Here is a 14,616-nt window from a genome sequence, read left to right as displayed (position 1 = left end):
ACGCACATCATGACGGCCGAGACGCCGGTCCCCCGAGGGCTATTGGGCGGAATGGGGGGAATGTCGGTATTGGAATAGACCACTATAGGCGTGCTGACCTGCGCAAATGCCGACGGACGCTGACAGTGACGATCGTTTCACCGAGAGCTGGGTAGCATCGCCGCATTCAGCGTGGACCGGAGGAGAAAAGAGCGTCCCATGCCGAAGTACGTGTTCGACTTCACCGAGGGCAACAAGGACCTGAAGGATCTGCTGGGGGGCAAGGGCGCGAACCTGGCCGAGATGACCAATCTCGGTCTTCCCGTCCCGCCGGGATTCACGATCACCACTGACGCGTGCCGGCACTACCTTGAGCACGGAGCCGTTCCGGACGGGCTGGACGACGAGATCGGCCGCTACCTCGCGGCGCTCGAACAGAAGATGGGCAAGCGCCTGGGCCAGGCCGACGACCCGCTGCTCGTGAGCGTACGGTCCGGCGCGAAGTTCTCCATGCCCGGGATGATGGAGACCGTCCTCAACGTCGGCCTCAACGACGAGTCCGTGCACGGTCTGGCCGAGCGGGCCGGCGACGAGCGTTTCGCCTGGGACTCCTACCGGCGGCTCATCCAGATGTTCGGCAAGACGGTGCTCGGCATCGACGGCGAACACTTCGAGGAGGCGCTCGAGGACGCCAAGCGCGCCAAGGGCATCCACGATGACCTCGACCTGGACGCCGCCGACTTCAAGGGCCTCGTACAGACGTTCAAGGGCATCGTCCGCGAGCACGCCGACCGCGACTTCCCGACCGACCCGCGCGAGCAGATGGACCTGGCGGTCAAGGCGGTGTTCGAGTCCTGGAACGCCCCCCGCGCCATCCTGTACCGCCGCCAGGAGCGCATCCCCGCCGACCTGGGCACCGCGGTCAACATCGTCGCGATGGTCTTCGGCAACCTGGGCATGGACTCCGGCACCGGCGTCGCCTTCACCCGCGACCCGGCCAGCGGCCAGCAGGGCATCTACGGCGACTACCTCCAGAACGCCCAGGGCGAGGACGTCGTCGCCGGCATCCGCAACACCGTGCCGCTGGCGGACCTGGAGGGCATCGACAAGCGCTCCTACGACGAGCTCCTGCAGATCATGGAGACGCTGGAGAACCACTACCGCGACCTGTGCGACATCGAGTTCACGATCGAGCGCGGCAAGCTGTGGATGCTGCAGACCCGCGTCGGCAAGCGCACCGCCGCGGCGGCGTTCCGCATCGCGTGCCAGCTCGTCGAGCAGGGCCTCATCGACGAGGACGAGGCGGTCAGCCGGGTCACCGGCGAACAGCTCGTCCAGCTGATGTTCCCCCGGTTCGCCGACGACGCGAAGACCGAGAAGATCGCTCAGGGCATGAACGCCTCGCCCGGCGCGGCGGTCGGCAAGGCCGTCTTCTCCTCCGCGCGCGCCGTCGAACTCGCCGAGCAGGGCGAGGACGTCATCCTCATCCGCCGCGAGACCAACCCGGATGACCTCGACGGCATGATCGCCGCCCGCGGCATCCTGACCTCTCGGGGCGGGAAGACCTCGCACGCCGCCGTCGTCGCCCGGGGCATGGGCAAGACCTGCGTCTGCGGCGCGGAAGAGCTCGAGGTCGACGTACGGGCCGGGAAGGTGATCGGGCCCGGCGGCGTGACGATCTCCGAGGCCGACGTCCTCTCGATCGACGGGTCGTCCGGCGCGGTCTACCTCGGCGAGGTCCCCGTCGTCGACTCCCCGGTCGTGCAGTACTTCGAGGGCACGCTGTCGCTGGACGACGGCGACGAACTGGTCGCGGCCGTCCACCGGATCATGACCCACGCCGACGCGCGCCGCCGCCTCGACGTACGGGCCAACGCCGACACCGAGGCCGACGCCGCGCGGGCCCGCCGGTTCGGCGCGAAGGGCATCGGCCTCTGCCGTACCGAGCACATGTTCCTCGGCGACCGGCGGCGGCTCGTCGAGGACCTCATCCTCGCCGAGAGCGAAGAGGACCGGCAGTCCGCCCTCGACGCGCTCAAGCCGCTGCAGAAGCAGGACTTCGCCGAGATCTTCGAGGCCATGGACGGGCAGCCGGTCACGATCCGGCTGATCGACCCGCCGTTGCACGAGTTCCTGCCCGACCTGACCGAGCTGTCGGTCAAGGTGGCCACCGGCGAGGCGTCCGAAGACGAGAGCCGGCTCCTCGACGCCGTACGCCGGCTCCACGAGGAGAACCCGATGCTCGGCCTGCGCGGCGTACGGCTCGGGGTCGTCATCCCCGGCCTGTTCGCCATGCAGGTCAGCGCGATCGCCGAGGCGGCCGCGGAGCAGAAGGCCGCCGGCCGCGACCCGCACCCCGAGATCATGATTCCGCTGGTCGTCGCCGTCCAGGAGCTCGAGCTCATCCGGGACCAGGCCGAGGAGGTGCTGCGGGAGATCGGCGTCGAGGCGCCGATCGGCACCATGATCGAGCTGCCGCGCGCCGCGCTCACGGCCGGGCAGATCGCGGAGGCGGCGGAGTTCTTCTCCTTCGGCACCAACGACCTCACCCAGACGACGTGGGGATTCTCACGCGACGACGTCGAGGCGGCGTTCTTCAGCCGCTACCTGGAACTGGGCATCTTCGGCGTCTCCCCGTTCGAGACCCTCGACGTCGACGGCGTCGGGCGCCTCGTCCGCGTCGCCGCGGAGAAGGGCCGCAAGACCCGTCCCGACCTCAAGCTGGGCATCTGCGGCGAACACGGCGGCGACCCGGACTCGGTGCACTTCTTCCACCAGGTCGGCCTGGACTACGTGTCCTGCTCCCCGTTCCGCGTCCCGGTGGCGCGGCTCGAGGCTGGACGGGCGGCTATAGAGTCGGCAGGAAGCGACAGTCGCTAGGGCGGACACGCCTTAGAACCACCGACCCGCCGACGGCGTCTAACGGGTCGTGCGAGACGGAGGAACGATCACCGAGCGGTCTGACGGCGTCGAGCCGACGGTCGAGGTCGGCCGGGACGCGTCCGGCGTCCCGGCCGAGCCAGCGCGTACCCGCAGCGACCTGCCGCAGTGGCGGCCGGACCCCACGCGTCAGGACCTGCCCGGCCGGCCGGGCGACGACGAAGACCCTCGAGAGAACGAGACGAGCGTCCTCGAGCGCCCTTCGACCGATGGCCGTACGGACGAGACGAGCGTCCTCGGGCGTCCCTCAACCGGGCGGGCGGCCGACGACGAGGCGTACGAGACGAGCGTTCTCGGGCGTCCCTCGACCGGGCCCGCGACCGACGACGAGCCGTACGAGCGTCCCCCGGCCCGGCGTGCGGGGGACCGCGGGGGAGATGTGCCGCGCCGTCGCTCCGGCTGGCGGTGGGTGCGCCGGGTCCTCTACCTGCTGCTCATCCTGATCATCGGGACGCCGCTGTTCGCCGGGTTCCGCGTCTGGTGGGTGGCGCGGCAGGACGACCACCGGCGCTCCGACGCGATCATCGTGCTGGGGGCGGCGCAGTACAACGGAAAGCCCTCTGCCGTCCTCGAATGGCGGCTGCTGCACGCCCTGAAGCTGTACCGCGAAGGCGTCGCGCCGCACATCGTGACCGTCGGCGGCAAGCAGCCCGGCGACAACTACACCGAGGCCGGTACCGGCAAGGAGTGGCTCATCAAGCACGGCGTGCCGAGCGGCCGGATCGTGGCCGTGCGCAGCGGTAGCGACACCCTGCAGAGCATGATCGACGTCGGGAAGGCGTACAAGCAGGAGGGCTGGCACACCGCCGTTATCGTCACCGACCCCTGGCACGCGCTCCGCAGCCGGACGATGGCCGACGACAACGGCATCAAGGCGGTCACCTCGCCGACCCGCAGCGGGCCGACCGTCGGCACTCGCGACACCCAGTTCAATTACATCGTCCGTGAGACCGGCGGCTACCTGTACTACGTCTTCATCGGCCGCTATCGCGGCGACTCCTGATCGACCTCTTCCTTCTCAGCGACGGAGGCGGAGGATGCGACGTCTGGTGCGGGGCTTCTGGGGGCCTCGGCAGGAGTCGGTCGAGGCGCTGGCCGAGCGCTGGAAGGCGACGCTGGATCAGTTGGTCCGGCTGCTTCCGGAAGCCGGCCTCCCCGGGATGTGGCACGTGGTCCGCGAGGCCGGCCCGGCTTCGCAGGTGTCGGCGGACGAACGTCGCCTGCGTGCTGCGCTGTGGGCGGCCCAGGCCGGGGACGACTGGTGGGAGGGCAATGGCACCGCGTTGCGACTCGTCGCCGAGGGCGCACCCGGCTGGCAGGTCGAGGCGAGCGGACTGGCGGGCAGCAGCCCCGAGTTCCTGCTCCAGTCGCTGGTGATCGGTATCCGCTCACCGGCGAACGCCGAGCCTCCCGGCGCGGAACTCCTCGTCGCCGTCGCCGAGGTCTGGGAGCCCGACTTCGGTGACGTGACGGACGATGACGTGCTGGACGCCCTGGAGGACGAGGCGGGGTATGAGGTCGGCGACCCGTGCGTGGGGTGGGCCGGGTACCTCTCCCGGACGCGCGCGAGCCTCCTGCCGGACGACTTGGCCGCACCGCGCAAGGAGGTGCGGGGCGGTGGCGTCCTGCTCGACATCGCCCGTCCGGGTGACACGCGGACCGTGGTCCAGACGTATGTACGGCTACGGGAGACCGGCGCGCTCAGCCTCCTGCCCCGCCCCCTGGACCGGGCCATGCTGTGACCGCCCGCCTCGGTGAGGTGGACCGCGACGAGAGGCAACCCGCCGGCGCGGCGACTCCTGATTGACCTCAACTCCGCTCGAGGTTCTAGCGTCGGCGTCATGGTCTACACCGACAGGGAACGCGCATATCTGGCCGGGCAGAGCCTCGGCCGCCTGGCGACCGTCGCCCCCGACGGCGCCGTCCAGGTACGGCCGGTCGGCTTCCGGCTGAACGACGACGGCACGATCGACATCGGCGGCCCGAACCTGAGCGCCAGTCAGAAGTACCGCAATGTCCAGAACAACCCCGTGGTCGCGTTCGTGGTCGACGACATGACGCCCGACGAGCCGGGCGCGGTCAGGCCCGGCTGGGGGCGGGGCGTCGAGATCCGGGGCCGCGCCGAGACGCTCGCCGTCGAGGAACCTCCCCTGGCGCCCGGCTTCTTCAGCAACGAGGTGATCCGCATCCACCCGCGACGGGTCAACAGCTGGCACATCGACCCCGACCATCCGGACCTGCTCGCCCGGAACGTCGGCTGACGGAGCCGCATTTCGGACCGCTCGATCAGGCTTTCCGGACATGTCGACGCTGGCCTGGTCTAGCCACTGACGAGCGGTCCGCCAGAACCGCTCCATAACTAACAAGAAACTTTCTTAAGAGTATTGACGGCCGTCGTTCACATCGGGTCCACTCGGAGCGACTGCCGCTTCACGTAAGGCGCAGGCGTACGCCCCGGGGGCTCGCCCGACGACAGCGACAGGGTTCCTACTGCCGGACGCGACCCCCGCCCGCGCCTGTGCGCGGGTGCCCCGCAAGGAGGACCCGTGCGTGCTCGCCCACGTGCCCTGACCATCCTCGCCGCCTGTCTCCTCGTCCTCACCGCCCTCACGGGCCGCCCCGCCCGGGCCGCCGGCACGCTCACCGCGACGTTCGCCAAGACGTCGGACTGGGGGAGCGGCTACCAGGCGCAGTTCACGATCAATAACAATGGCTCGTCGGCGATCAATGGGTGGTCGGTGGCGTTCGATCTGCCCTCGGGGTCGTCGGTCGGTACGTACTGGGACGCGCTGTTGACCCAGTCGGGCTCGCACTACACGTTCAAGAACCGGGACTACAACGCTTCCGTCGCGGCGGGTGCGTCGACGACGTTCGGATTCGTGGTGTCCGGCAGCGGTACGCCGACCGGCTGCACTCTCAACGGCGCGTCCTGTGACGGTGGTGGGGGTGGTGGCTCGGACACCCAGCCGCCGAGCACGCCCACCGGGCTGGCGGTGACCGGGCACACCTCATCGAGCGTGTCGTTGTCCTGGACGGCGTCCACGGACAACGTCGGCGTCACCGGCTACGACGTCTACCAGGGCTCCTCCCTGGCCACGACGGTGTCGGGAACCAGCGCCACGGTGACCGGGCTGAGCGCGTCAACCTCGTACTCCTTCAAGGTGCGGGCCAAGGACGCCGCCGGGAACGCCTCGGCGTTCAGCGCCTCGGTCAGCGCCACCACCGACAGCGGAAGCGGCGGGGGTGGCGGCGGAGGCGGCAGGTTCTCGCCGTACGTCGACATCACGATGGCCACCCCGACGCTGAAGGACGTGGCGACGGCGACCGGCCAGAAGCACTTCACCCTGGCGTTCGCGCTCGCGGACAGCACCGGCTGCAACCCGTCCTGGGGCGGCACGATCTCCCTGAACGACTCCCGCGTCATCGGAGAGGTCAACGACCTCAAGAGCGTCGGCGGCGACGTGACCGTGGCCACCGGCGGCGCCATGGGGCCGTACCTGGAGAACACCTGCGGCAGTTCCTCCGCGCTGCTCGCCGCGTACAAGAAGGCCCTCGATGCCGTCGGCAGCAACCACATCGACGTGGACGTCGAGGCGTCCATCCCGGTCGCGCAGGTCAACACCGCGCTCAAGCAGCTGCAGAGCGAACGCGGGACCGCCGTCACGTACACGCTGCGGGTGCAGGCCCAGGACTACGGCGTCGACCCGTTCTCGGTGCAGATCCTGCAGGACGCCGCCTCCCGTGGCCTCAACGTCACCGTCAACCCGATGCTCATGGACTTCGGGTACTCCGGATCGTGGGGCGACGCCATCATCTCGGCCGCGAACGCGACACTCGGCCAGATGAAGCAGATCTGGACCGGTAAGAGCGACGCCGACCTCAAAGCGATGCTCGGCCTCACCCCGATGATCGGTAAGAACGACACCGGCCCGACCACCACCCAGGCGGTCGCCCGCCAGGTGCTGAGCTACGCCCAGAGCAACCACGTCGGGTACATCGGCTTCTGGTCCGTCGGCCGCGACAACGGCGGCTGCCCGAACGGCTCCGTCTCGCCGACCTGCAGCGGCATCAGCCAGAGCACGTACGAGTTCACCAACATCTTCAAGGGGTTCACGGGCTGACACGGAGGCCATCGAGGAGGGAGAGCCCCTCGGCCGTTCCCGCCCCTCCCGCCTCGGGCGGGAACGGCCGCCGGGGCTCATCGCCCGCTCCACCGTCGCCCTTCAATCCGAGAAGCGGCCGATGAGGATCGCCAGGCGCTTGTCGTGATCCTCGCGGCGGAGACGGCCGCTGCGCATCAGTGTCATGAGCCCGTGCAGCCCGCTCCAGAACGTCTCGGCCAGGGTCCCGAGATCGTCATCACCCGCCAGCGGCCGGACCGCCTCCAACAGCTCGCCGAACGCCTCCCGTAGGGCGGGCGGCGCCTCCGGTGTGGCGAACGGCAGGTCCACGGCGAGCGTGAACATCGCGTCGTACAGCGCGGGCCGCCGCTCGGCGAACGCCGCGTACGCCGCGCCGACCGCGGCCAGGGCTCGCCGTGAGTCGGACTCCGCCGTGCGGGCCGCGCGCAGCTCGGCGGCCATGTCGGCGAAGCCCTCGACGGCGACGGCCGCCATGATGGCGTCCTTGCCCTTGAAGTGGCTGTAGAGGACCGGCTGGCTGTACTCGATCTCGGCGGCGAGCCGGCGGGTGGTCACCGCGTCCCAGCCTTCGGATTCGGCCAGCTCCCGGGCCGCCGTGACGATCAACCGCTCCCGCTCTGCCCGCTCGCGCTCCCGGCGCGTCTGGATCGACATGACCCGAATTCTAGCACCGCTAGCCAATCTGTCATCGCCTCTGCTAGTGTCGTTCTCGTTCCTAGCGTTGCTAGAAAAACGGAGATCGTCATGCTCACCCCCATCGCCTACGGCTTCGCCATCGTCCTCGTCGCCCTCTTCGCCTTCATCGGCCTGCGGTTCCTGACGGTCCCGCGGCCCGCTGCCGCCGGCTACGGAGTGGCGGCCAAGGAGGACGGCGACCCCGCGTACCTGACGATCAAGGGTCAGCGCGACTTCACCCTCAGCCTCGTGGGCGCGGCCCTACTCGCGTTCTCGAACGCGCACACCGTCGGCTGGTACATGCTTGTGGTGGCGATCATTCCCCTGACCGACACCGTGATCGTCCTGCGGCACGGCGGCACCAAGGCCGTGGCGTTCGGCGTCCACTTCGCCACCGCCGTGGCCGTGCTCATCAGCGCCGCGCTGATGTTCGCCGTCTGAGACCTGCGAAACCCCGACAAGGAGTCAGTGTCATGTCCCTGATCACGCCCGAGTTCAACGAGGCCGTCGTCGTCCGCTCCGCCGAGGCCGAGGTGATCGGCCAGGCTCCCACCACCATCCGGCTGCTGGCCGACAGCGGCTCCACCGGCGGCGCGCTGTCGACCCAGCGGGTCACCCTGGCGAACGGCGCGGACGGGGCCAAACCGCACCGGCACGGAAACTCCGCCGAGCTTTTCTACATGCTCGACGGCATGGCCCAGCTCCTGTCCGGCGACCAGGTCGTCACCGCCGAGCGCGGGGACCTGGTGGTCGTGCCGCCCGACGCCCCGCACGCCTTCGCCGCCGCGCCGGGCGAGGACGCCGACATCCTCATCGTCATCACGCCCGGCGTCGAGCGGTTCGAGTACTTCCGGCACCTGGAGCGCATCGCCTACGGGAAGGTGCCGCCCGAGAGCCTCCTGGACGTCCAGGAGCTCTACGACACCTATTTCCTCTCCAGCCCGGTGTGGAACGACGTCCGGTCATGATCGCCAGGGGCCCCGCCGCCCCGTCAGGCCCCGACGCCGGCGGGCGGCGGCACCATCCCGCCGGGGACCGGCGCCGGGACGGATGCGGGAGTGATGCCGAGGCGCATCAGGCCGTCGTACAGGGCGTTCACCTGGCGGGGATCGTCGACCGCGCGCCGTACGAGATCGGTCAGATCGACCTCGGCGCCGCCGCCGTCGACCAGGCGGGCGACGTCGGACCAGGAGAAGGTGTAACGGGCGCGGCCCGCCTGGATGAGCAGGCCCTCGAAGGCGCGGGCGAGGACGCGGGCCACGAGGGCGGGAGCGTCGTCGCCCTGCCAGCCCGCCATCCGCAGGCGGGTGCCCAGGTCGCCGGCGCCGCCGCCCGCGAGGATCCGCAGCACTGTGTCGACCGTCGGCTGCGGGGTGTTCGCCGCCTGACCCGCCGCGGTGAAGACGTCCTTCATCGCCTCGGCGTTCGCGCCGGTGAACAGGCCCCGCTCGACGATCTGCGGCCACTCCAGGACGGGCAGGCGCTGCGCCTCCTCGGTGAGCATCGACGCCTGCGTGGCGAGCGCGGCGCGCTGCGGGTCGGCGAGCAGCGCGAGCGCCGGCCGGGCGTCGGGGCGGACGTCGGGCTCCGGCAGCACCGCGATCGCGGCGAGGCGCTCGGCCAGGCTCGGGTGCGAGTCGTACGGCGAGCGCTCCTCGGGGGAGTTCGCGACCTTGGCGAGCTCCTCCTGGCGGCTCGGCTCCCGCAGCAGCGTGTAGAACCCGGCGAACAGGTCGGCGGGGCGCGCCTGGGCGGGCCCGATCAGCGAGCAGTACGAGGCGAGGTAGAAGTCCCAGGCCGCAGCGCTCGCGCGGACCTTCCGGAGCGCGTCGCCCATCGGCCGCCGCCCGGCGATCGCGACGGCCGAGGCGTCGGCCTCCAGCTCCTGCCGCCGGGACACCGCCTGCGATACGCGCAGGTAGAGCTTGGCGTACAGCAGGAAGACCGTACGAATGATCGCGTGGTCGCGCAGGCGCTCGATCGTGCGGATCAGCGCCGTACGGCCCCGGTAGGTGATGCCGCCGAGGCGGGTGTGCGATCCGCTGTAGTGCCCGAGCTCGTGGCAGAGCACGGCGCGCATCTCGTCGGCGGTGAGGCTCAGCATCAGCGGCATGCCGATGTACATGTACCGCCGGCCCGGGATGAGGCCGAGCAGCCGGGTGTTCTCGCTCACCGCGGCGTTCACCTCGGGGACCAGGCGGATCTCGTCGGGCACCCGCGTGTTGACCTGCTGGGCCAGCTCGGCGACCGTCCGCCACAGCTCGGGCTCGTCCCGCGGCGACACGGCGACGCCGGGCAGCTCCTCGGCCTTACGGCGGCCCACGACGAAGACGCCGCGCAGCATCGCCAGGACCCCCAGCGTGGCCAGCGCCGCGACCTTGAAGCCGCCCGCGTGGCCGTACTTCACCGCGTAGAAGTCGAACACGACCGTCCCGGCCGTGAAGGCGGCCACGAGGACGTAGAAGCCCGCGAGCAGGACGACGGCGACCGCGGCGCGGAACGTGGTGAGCATGGGCGCCCTCAAGACGTGCGAACGGGGACGAAAAGGACCCTAACCTAGGGATCTTGGAATCCCGGCCTCGCGTTTCACCGGCCCGCTCAGTGATGCCAGGGCAGAAGGACCGGTTCGGGCGCGACCCGGCCGGCCAGGAGGTCCCGCAGCAGGGGCACGAAGCCGCGGGGATAGACGTCCTCCGTAGTCGTGGCCAGCTCGTCCACGGTCCACCACCGGTGCCCGATGACCTGTTTGAGCTCATGCGGCTCCAGGCCGCTGGGGTCGACGTCGTGCGCGGTGACCCGGTGGAAGAAGAAGTCGTCGCGGAAGGTGCCCTTCGCCCAGCTGAACTCGGCGTACCCGGAGGTCGTCGCGACCGGCCTCCCGAGGTCCTCCGGGGCGACGACGAGCCCGATCTCCTCCCGCAGCTCCCGAGCCGCCGCCTCGTGGAGCGCCTCACCCGCGTCGACGCCTCCGCCGGGGGTGAGCCAGTAGTGACCACGGCGGGGCTTCCGGTGATCGTGGTAGAGGTTGAGCAGGAGGACGCGGTCGGCGTCGTCGAGCAGGATCACGCGCGCGCTGCGGCGCCGGTACGACTCATCGGGCATGGCCGCAGACTAGAACGTGTCCGGTGGATCTTCGTCCGGTTATCAGGGGGATCCGGTGGAGCTCTGTTCGGCCGTGCGCCACGGACAAGATCCGCCGTATCCACCCTGGACGGATACGCTCGGACTCCGATGAGCGGTTACAGCGAGGACGACCGGACGCGCTGGGCGCCTGAGCCGCCGAAGCGGCGCGGCCGCACGCCGTTCGAGCGCGACCGTGCCCGCGTGCTGCACAGCGCCGCGCTGCGCCGGCTCGCCGCCAAGACCCAGGTCGTCGAGCCCGCGGCCGGTGACCAGCGCGGGCAGCACAGCCCGCGCACCCGGCTCACCCACTCCCTCGAGTGCGCCCAGATCGGCCGGGAGCTCGGCAAGGCCGTCGGCTGCGACCCCGACCTGGTGGAGGTCGCCTGCCTGTCGCACGACCTCGGCCACCCGCCGTTCGGCCACAACGGCGAGGCGGTGCTCGACGAGGTGGCCGCGGCGTGCGGCGGGTTCGAGGGCAACGCGCAGAGCCTGCGTCTCCTGACCCGGCTGGAGGCCAAGTCGTTCGCGCCGGATGGGCGCAGCGTCGGCCTCAACCTCACACGTGCCGCCCTCGACGCCGCGATGAAGTACCCCTGGCCGAGGCGCGTGCCGTTCGGAACGCTTCCCGAGCAGGCGAACGGCGCCAAGTACGGCGTGTACGACGACGACCGCGAGGTCTTCGCGTGGATCCGGCAGGGCTCGCCGGACGGCCGGGCGTGCTTCGAAGCGCAGGTCATGGACTGGTCCGACGACGTCGCCTACTCCGTCCACGACCTGGAGGACGGGCTGCACGCCGGGCACATCCGCCTCGACCGGCTGACCGACCCCGCCGAACGCCGCGCCGTCTGCGAGCTGACCGCCCGGTCCTACTGCGACGCCGAGGTCGCCGAGCTGGAGGAGCGGTTCGCGGCGCTGCTCGCCGAGCCGTACTGGCCGAGCGTCTACGACGGCAGCCTGCGCGCCGCCGCCGCGCTGAAGAACCTCACGAGCGAGCTGATCGGCCGGTTCTGCCGGGCCGCCGAACGGGCCACCCAGGAGGCGTACGGCACGGGTCCGCTGACCCGCTACGCGGGCGACCTGGTCGTGCCGCGCGAGCAGCGGCTGGAGTGCGCGGTGCTGAAGGGCGTCGCGGCGCAGTACGTGATGGGCCGCGCGGACCACGGGGCGCGGCAGGCCCGGCAGCGCGAGCTCGTCGCCGAGCTGGCCGACGCGGTCGGGCGGAAGGCCCCGGCCGTGCTCGACCCGGTCTTCCGCGGCTTCTACGCCGAGGCCGCCGACGACGGCGCGCGGCTGCGCGTCGTCGTCGACCAGGTCGCCTCCCTCACCGACACCTCGGCACTGGCCTGGCACCACGAACTCCTCGGCTGACGGCACCGGGTCGCCGACCGACGGCACGGGAAATCCCCGGTGGACGCATCGGGTCGCCGGCCGGCGGGGCAGGGAGATCGTCGGCCGGCGCACTGGGGCGTCGGCGGACGGCATCGCGTGCTCCTCGAGCCGACGGGGCCGGGAGATCCTCGACCGACGGTTTCGCCGGGTGAGCGCATCGGGACCTACCGTGGCGGAGGAGGATACTGGGCAGACGCTGAGTCGAATATGGAGGTACACATGCCCGTCCGGGAGACCCACGTCATCGTTGGAGCGAGCTTGGCAGGGGCCAAGGCCGCGCAGACGCTGCGGGAGGAGGGCTTCACCGGACGCGTCGTCCTCATCGGTGAGGAGACGCTGCGGCCGTACGAGCGACCGCCGCTGACCAAGGAGTTCCTGACGGGCAAGGACCCCCTGGACAAGGCGTACGTCCATGAGGAGGCGTGGTACGCCGACAACGACGTCGAGCTGCGGCTCGGTGTCCGGGTGACCGGCATCGACCGCGCCGCGCGTCAGGTGCGGCTCGCCGACGGGGAGAGCGTCGGCTACACCAAGCTCCTGCTCACCACCGGCGCTTCCGTCCGGCGGCCGGCCGTCTCCGGCGCCGACCTCGACAACGTGTACTACGTGCGGACCGCGCCCGACTCCGAGCGGCTGCGGGCGGCGCTGGAGTCGGGGAACCGGCGCGTCGCGGTGGTCGGTGCCGGCTGGATCGGGCTGGAGGCCGCGGCGGCGGCCCGCGGGTACGGCAACGAGGTCCGGGTGATCGCGCCGAGCACGCCGCTGCGCCGGTCCCTGGGCACCGAGCTCGGCGAGGTCTTCGCGGCCCTGCACCGCCGGCACGGCGTGGAGTTCGTCCAGGGCGGCGTCGAGAAGATCACGGACTCGTCCGTGGTCACCACGGCGGGCGCGGAGGTGGAGGCCGACGTCGTGATCGTCGGCATCGGCGCCGTCCCGAACACCGCCCTGGCGGAGGAGGCGGGCCTGGAGGTCGAGGACGGCATCGTCGTCGACGCGTCGCTGCGCACCTCCGACCCCGACATCTACGCCGCCGGCGACGTCGCCAACGCCCACCACCCCCTGCTGGGCCGGCGGATCCGCGTCGAGCACTGGGCGAACGCCCTCAACGGCGGCCCGGCGGCGGCACGCTCGATGCTGGGGCAGCCGGTGGAGTACGACCGCGTCCCGTACTTCTACACCGACCAGTACGAGCTCGGCATGGAGGCGTCCGGCGCATGGGCCGGCGGCTACGACCAGGTCGTCTACCGCGGGTCGGACTCGGCCGCGTACGTCGCCGGTGACACCGACGACCTGGAGTTCATCGCGTTCTGGCTGTCGGGCGGCAGGGTCGTGGGCGGCATGAACGTCAACATCTGGGACGTCACCGGGGACATCCAGGCGCTGATCCGGTCGGGTAAGCCGGTGGACGCCGCGCGGCTGGCCGACCCCGGGGTGCCCCTCGGCGATCTGCTCTGAGTCCCCGGAGTACCGTCGCGGTGTGACCGAGGAGGAGTGGGCGGAGCATCGGCCAGCGGTGTTCGGGGTGGCGTACCGGCTGCTCGGGACCGTGACCGACGCGGAGGACGTCGTCCAGGACGTGTGGCTGCGCGCCACGGCCGCCGACCTGTCCCAGGTGGCGGACCGGCGCGCGTGGCTGGTCACGGTCGCGGCCCGCAGGTCGTACGACATCCTGCGGTCCGCGCGCGTGCGCCGGGAGACCTACGTCGGTCCGTGGCTGCCCGAGCCGCTGCTGACCGGGCCGGACGCCGCCGAGCCGGTGCTCGTCGACGAGTCGGTGAGCACCGCGATGCTCCTCGTCATGGAGGAGCTCACGCCGCCGGAGCGGGTCGCGTTCGTCCTCCACGACGTCTTCGAGGTGCCCTTCGACGAGGTCGCCGCCGTGCTCGGGAACACCCCGGCGGCGAGCCGGCAGCTCGCCTCCCGGGCCCGCCGCCGCGTGGCCGCCGCGAAGGAGCGACCGCGGGCGAGCCGCCCGGAGCGCGATCGGGTGCTCACCGTGTTCCGCGCGGCCTACGAGGCGGGGGACCTGGATCAGCTCATCAAGCTCCTGCACCCCGACGCGGTCTACGTCACCGACGGCGGCGGCAAGGTCTCGGCGGCGCGCAAGCTCATCCTCGGCGGCGAGCGGATCGCGGAGGTGCTGGACCGCGTCCGCCGGCGCTGGAGCCCGTCCGGCGTCGTCGTGCCCTGCGAGGTCGGCGGCGAGCCGGCGCTCGCGGTCTACCGCGGCGGGCATCTCTGGCTCGTCGACACGTTCGACATCGCGGCCGACGGCCGGATCCTGGCGGTGCAGCGAATGCTCAATCCGGACAAGCTCGCGCACGTCGACCTGACCCCCTGAATTTTTCCGCCGGATCCGGTCACACCG

General features: G+C 71.1%; 13 protein-coding genes. 10 read left to right on the top strand and 3 right to left on the bottom strand.

The annotated features are described in order from the left end of the window. Positions 1-198: 198 nt before the first annotated feature. The 5 genes from ppdK to ACYVF7_RS44360 all read left to right on the top strand — a co-directional run bounded on the left by ppdK (position 199) and on the right by ACYVF7_RS44360 (position 7,040). On the top strand, positions 199-2,859 hold the full coding sequence (gene ppdK, locus ACYVF7_RS44380; protein WP_460351984.1) for a pyruvate, phosphate dikinase: 2,661 nt from the start codon (positions 199-201) through the stop codon (positions 2,857-2,859). 49 nt (positions 2,860-2,908) lie between these two features. Beyond that, the gene (locus ACYVF7_RS44375) at positions 2,909-3,922 is read left to right on the top strand and encodes a YdcF family protein (RefSeq protein ID WP_460351983.1); all 1,014 of its coding nucleotides are present in this window, start codon (positions 2,909-2,911) and stop codon (positions 3,920-3,922) included. Positions 3,923-3,956: 34 nt separating this feature from the next. Next, positions 3,957-4,661 carry an Imm52 family immunity protein gene (locus tag ACYVF7_RS44370; protein ID WP_460351982.1) on the top strand — a complete coding sequence of 235 codons (705 nt, stop codon included), beginning with the start codon at positions 3,957-3,959 and terminating at the stop codon, positions 4,659-4,661. 99 nt (positions 4,662-4,760) lie between these two features. Beyond that, positions 4,761-5,180 carry a PPOX class F420-dependent oxidoreductase gene (locus ACYVF7_RS44365; RefSeq protein ID WP_460351981.1) on the top strand — a complete coding sequence of 140 codons (420 nt, stop codon included), beginning with the start codon at positions 4,761-4,763 and terminating at the stop codon, positions 5,178-5,180. Between the two features lie 285 nt (positions 5,181-5,465). After that, the gene (locus tag ACYVF7_RS44360; RefSeq protein ID WP_460351980.1) at positions 5,466-7,040 is read left to right on the top strand and encodes a cellulose binding domain-containing protein; all 1,575 of its coding nucleotides are present in this window, start codon (positions 5,466-5,468) and stop codon (positions 7,038-7,040) included. A gap of 102 nt (positions 7,041-7,142) precedes the next feature. Here the strand turns inward: ACYVF7_RS44360 and ACYVF7_RS44355 are convergent, their stop codons facing one another. Further along, complete coding sequence (locus ACYVF7_RS44355; RefSeq protein WP_460351979.1) at positions 7,143-7,715, bottom strand: TetR/AcrR family transcriptional regulator; 573 nt, start codon at positions 7,713-7,715, stop codon at positions 7,143-7,145. Between the two features lie 90 nt (positions 7,716-7,805). On the opposite strand from ACYVF7_RS44355, the gene ACYVF7_RS44350 reads away from it, so the two are divergent. Together ACYVF7_RS44350 and ACYVF7_RS44345 are read left to right on the top strand one after the other, a co-directional pair. Next, the gene (locus ACYVF7_RS44350) at positions 7,806-8,177 is read left to right on the top strand and encodes a DUF4267 domain-containing protein (RefSeq protein ID WP_460351978.1); all 372 of its coding nucleotides are present in this window, start codon (positions 7,806-7,808) and stop codon (positions 8,175-8,177) included. A 32-nt stretch (positions 8,178-8,209) separates the two neighbouring features. Continuing rightward, positions 8,210-8,704 (top strand): cupin domain-containing protein, encoded by a 495-nt coding sequence (locus tag ACYVF7_RS44345; RefSeq protein ID WP_460351977.1) that lies wholly within the window; start codon positions 8,210-8,212, stop codon positions 8,702-8,704. 23 nt (positions 8,705-8,727) lie between these two features. Here ACYVF7_RS44345 and ACYVF7_RS44340 read toward each other — a convergent pair whose 3' ends face one another. Together ACYVF7_RS44340 and ACYVF7_RS44335 are read right to left on the bottom strand one after the other, a co-directional pair. Continuing rightward, positions 8,728-10,248, bottom strand: a complete 1,521-nt coding sequence (locus tag ACYVF7_RS44340; RefSeq protein WP_460351976.1) for a M48 family metallopeptidase — start codon at positions 10,246-10,248, stop codon at positions 8,728-8,730. Between the two features lie 86 nt (positions 10,249-10,334). After that, the gene (locus tag ACYVF7_RS44335; RefSeq protein WP_460351975.1) at positions 10,335-10,838 is read right to left on the bottom strand and encodes an NUDIX hydrolase; all 504 of its coding nucleotides are present in this window, start codon (positions 10,836-10,838) and stop codon (positions 10,335-10,337) included. Between the two features lie 129 nt (positions 10,839-10,967). On the opposite strand from ACYVF7_RS44335, the gene ACYVF7_RS44330 reads away from it, so the two are divergent. From ACYVF7_RS44330 to sigJ, 3 genes are all read left to right on the top strand, one after another. Continuing rightward, entirely contained in the window at positions 10,968-12,227 is a 1,260-nt protein-coding gene (locus tag ACYVF7_RS44330) for a deoxyguanosinetriphosphate triphosphohydrolase (protein ID WP_460351974.1), read from the top strand. A 240-nt stretch (positions 12,228-12,467) separates the two neighbouring features. Further along, on the top strand, positions 12,468-13,703 hold the full coding sequence (locus tag ACYVF7_RS44325; RefSeq protein WP_460351973.1) for an NAD(P)/FAD-dependent oxidoreductase: 1,236 nt from the start codon (positions 12,468-12,470) through the stop codon (positions 13,701-13,703). Positions 13,704-13,725: 22 nt separating this feature from the next. Beyond that, positions 13,726-14,589: an RNA polymerase sigma factor SigJ gene (sigJ, locus tag ACYVF7_RS44320; RefSeq protein WP_460351972.1), complete on the top strand. Its 864-nt coding sequence runs from the start codon at positions 13,726-13,728 to the stop codon at positions 14,587-14,589. Positions 14,590-14,616 lie beyond the last annotated feature (27 nt).

The organism is Actinoallomurus acanthiterrae, from assembly GCF_054775715.1.
This window is presented reverse-complemented; position numbering and strand designations above follow the sequence as displayed.

What these genes read in the sequence shown, in the direction of transcription:
- ACYVF7_RS44330 (WP_460351974.1), top strand. Translation starts at nt 10,968, where the DNA reads ATGAGCGGTTACAGCGAGGACGACCGGACGCGCTGGGCGCCTGAGCCG.
- ACYVF7_RS44365 (WP_460351981.1), top strand. Translation starts at nt 4,761, where the DNA reads ATGGTCTACACCGACAGGGAACGCGCATATCTGGCCGGGCAGAGCCTC.
- ACYVF7_RS44325 (WP_460351973.1), top strand. Translation starts at nt 12,468, where the DNA reads ATGCCCGTCCGGGAGACCCACGTCATCGTTGGAGCGAGCTTGGCAGGG.
- ppdK (WP_460351984.1), top strand. Translation starts at nt 199, where the DNA reads ATGCCGAAGTACGTGTTCGACTTCACCGAGGGCAACAAGGACCTGAAG.
- ACYVF7_RS44340 (WP_460351976.1), bottom strand. Translation starts at nt 10,248, where the DNA reads ATGCTCACCACGTTCCGCGCCGCGGTCGCCGTCGTCCTGCTCGCGGGC.
- ACYVF7_RS44355 (WP_460351979.1), bottom strand. Translation starts at nt 7,715, where the DNA reads ATGTCGATCCAGACGCGCCGGGAGCGCGAGCGGGCAGAGCGGGAGCGG.
- ACYVF7_RS44350 (WP_460351978.1), top strand. Translation starts at nt 7,806, where the DNA reads ATGCTCACCCCCATCGCCTACGGCTTCGCCATCGTCCTCGTCGCCCTC.
- ACYVF7_RS44335 (WP_460351975.1), bottom strand. Translation starts at nt 10,838, where the DNA reads ATGCCCGATGAGTCGTACCGGCGCCGCAGCGCGCGCGTGATCCTGCTC.
- ACYVF7_RS44370 (WP_460351982.1), top strand. Translation starts at nt 3,957, where the DNA reads ATGCGACGTCTGGTGCGGGGCTTCTGGGGGCCTCGGCAGGAGTCGGTC.
- ACYVF7_RS44345 (WP_460351977.1), top strand. Translation starts at nt 8,210, where the DNA reads ATGTCCCTGATCACGCCCGAGTTCAACGAGGCCGTCGTCGTCCGCTCC.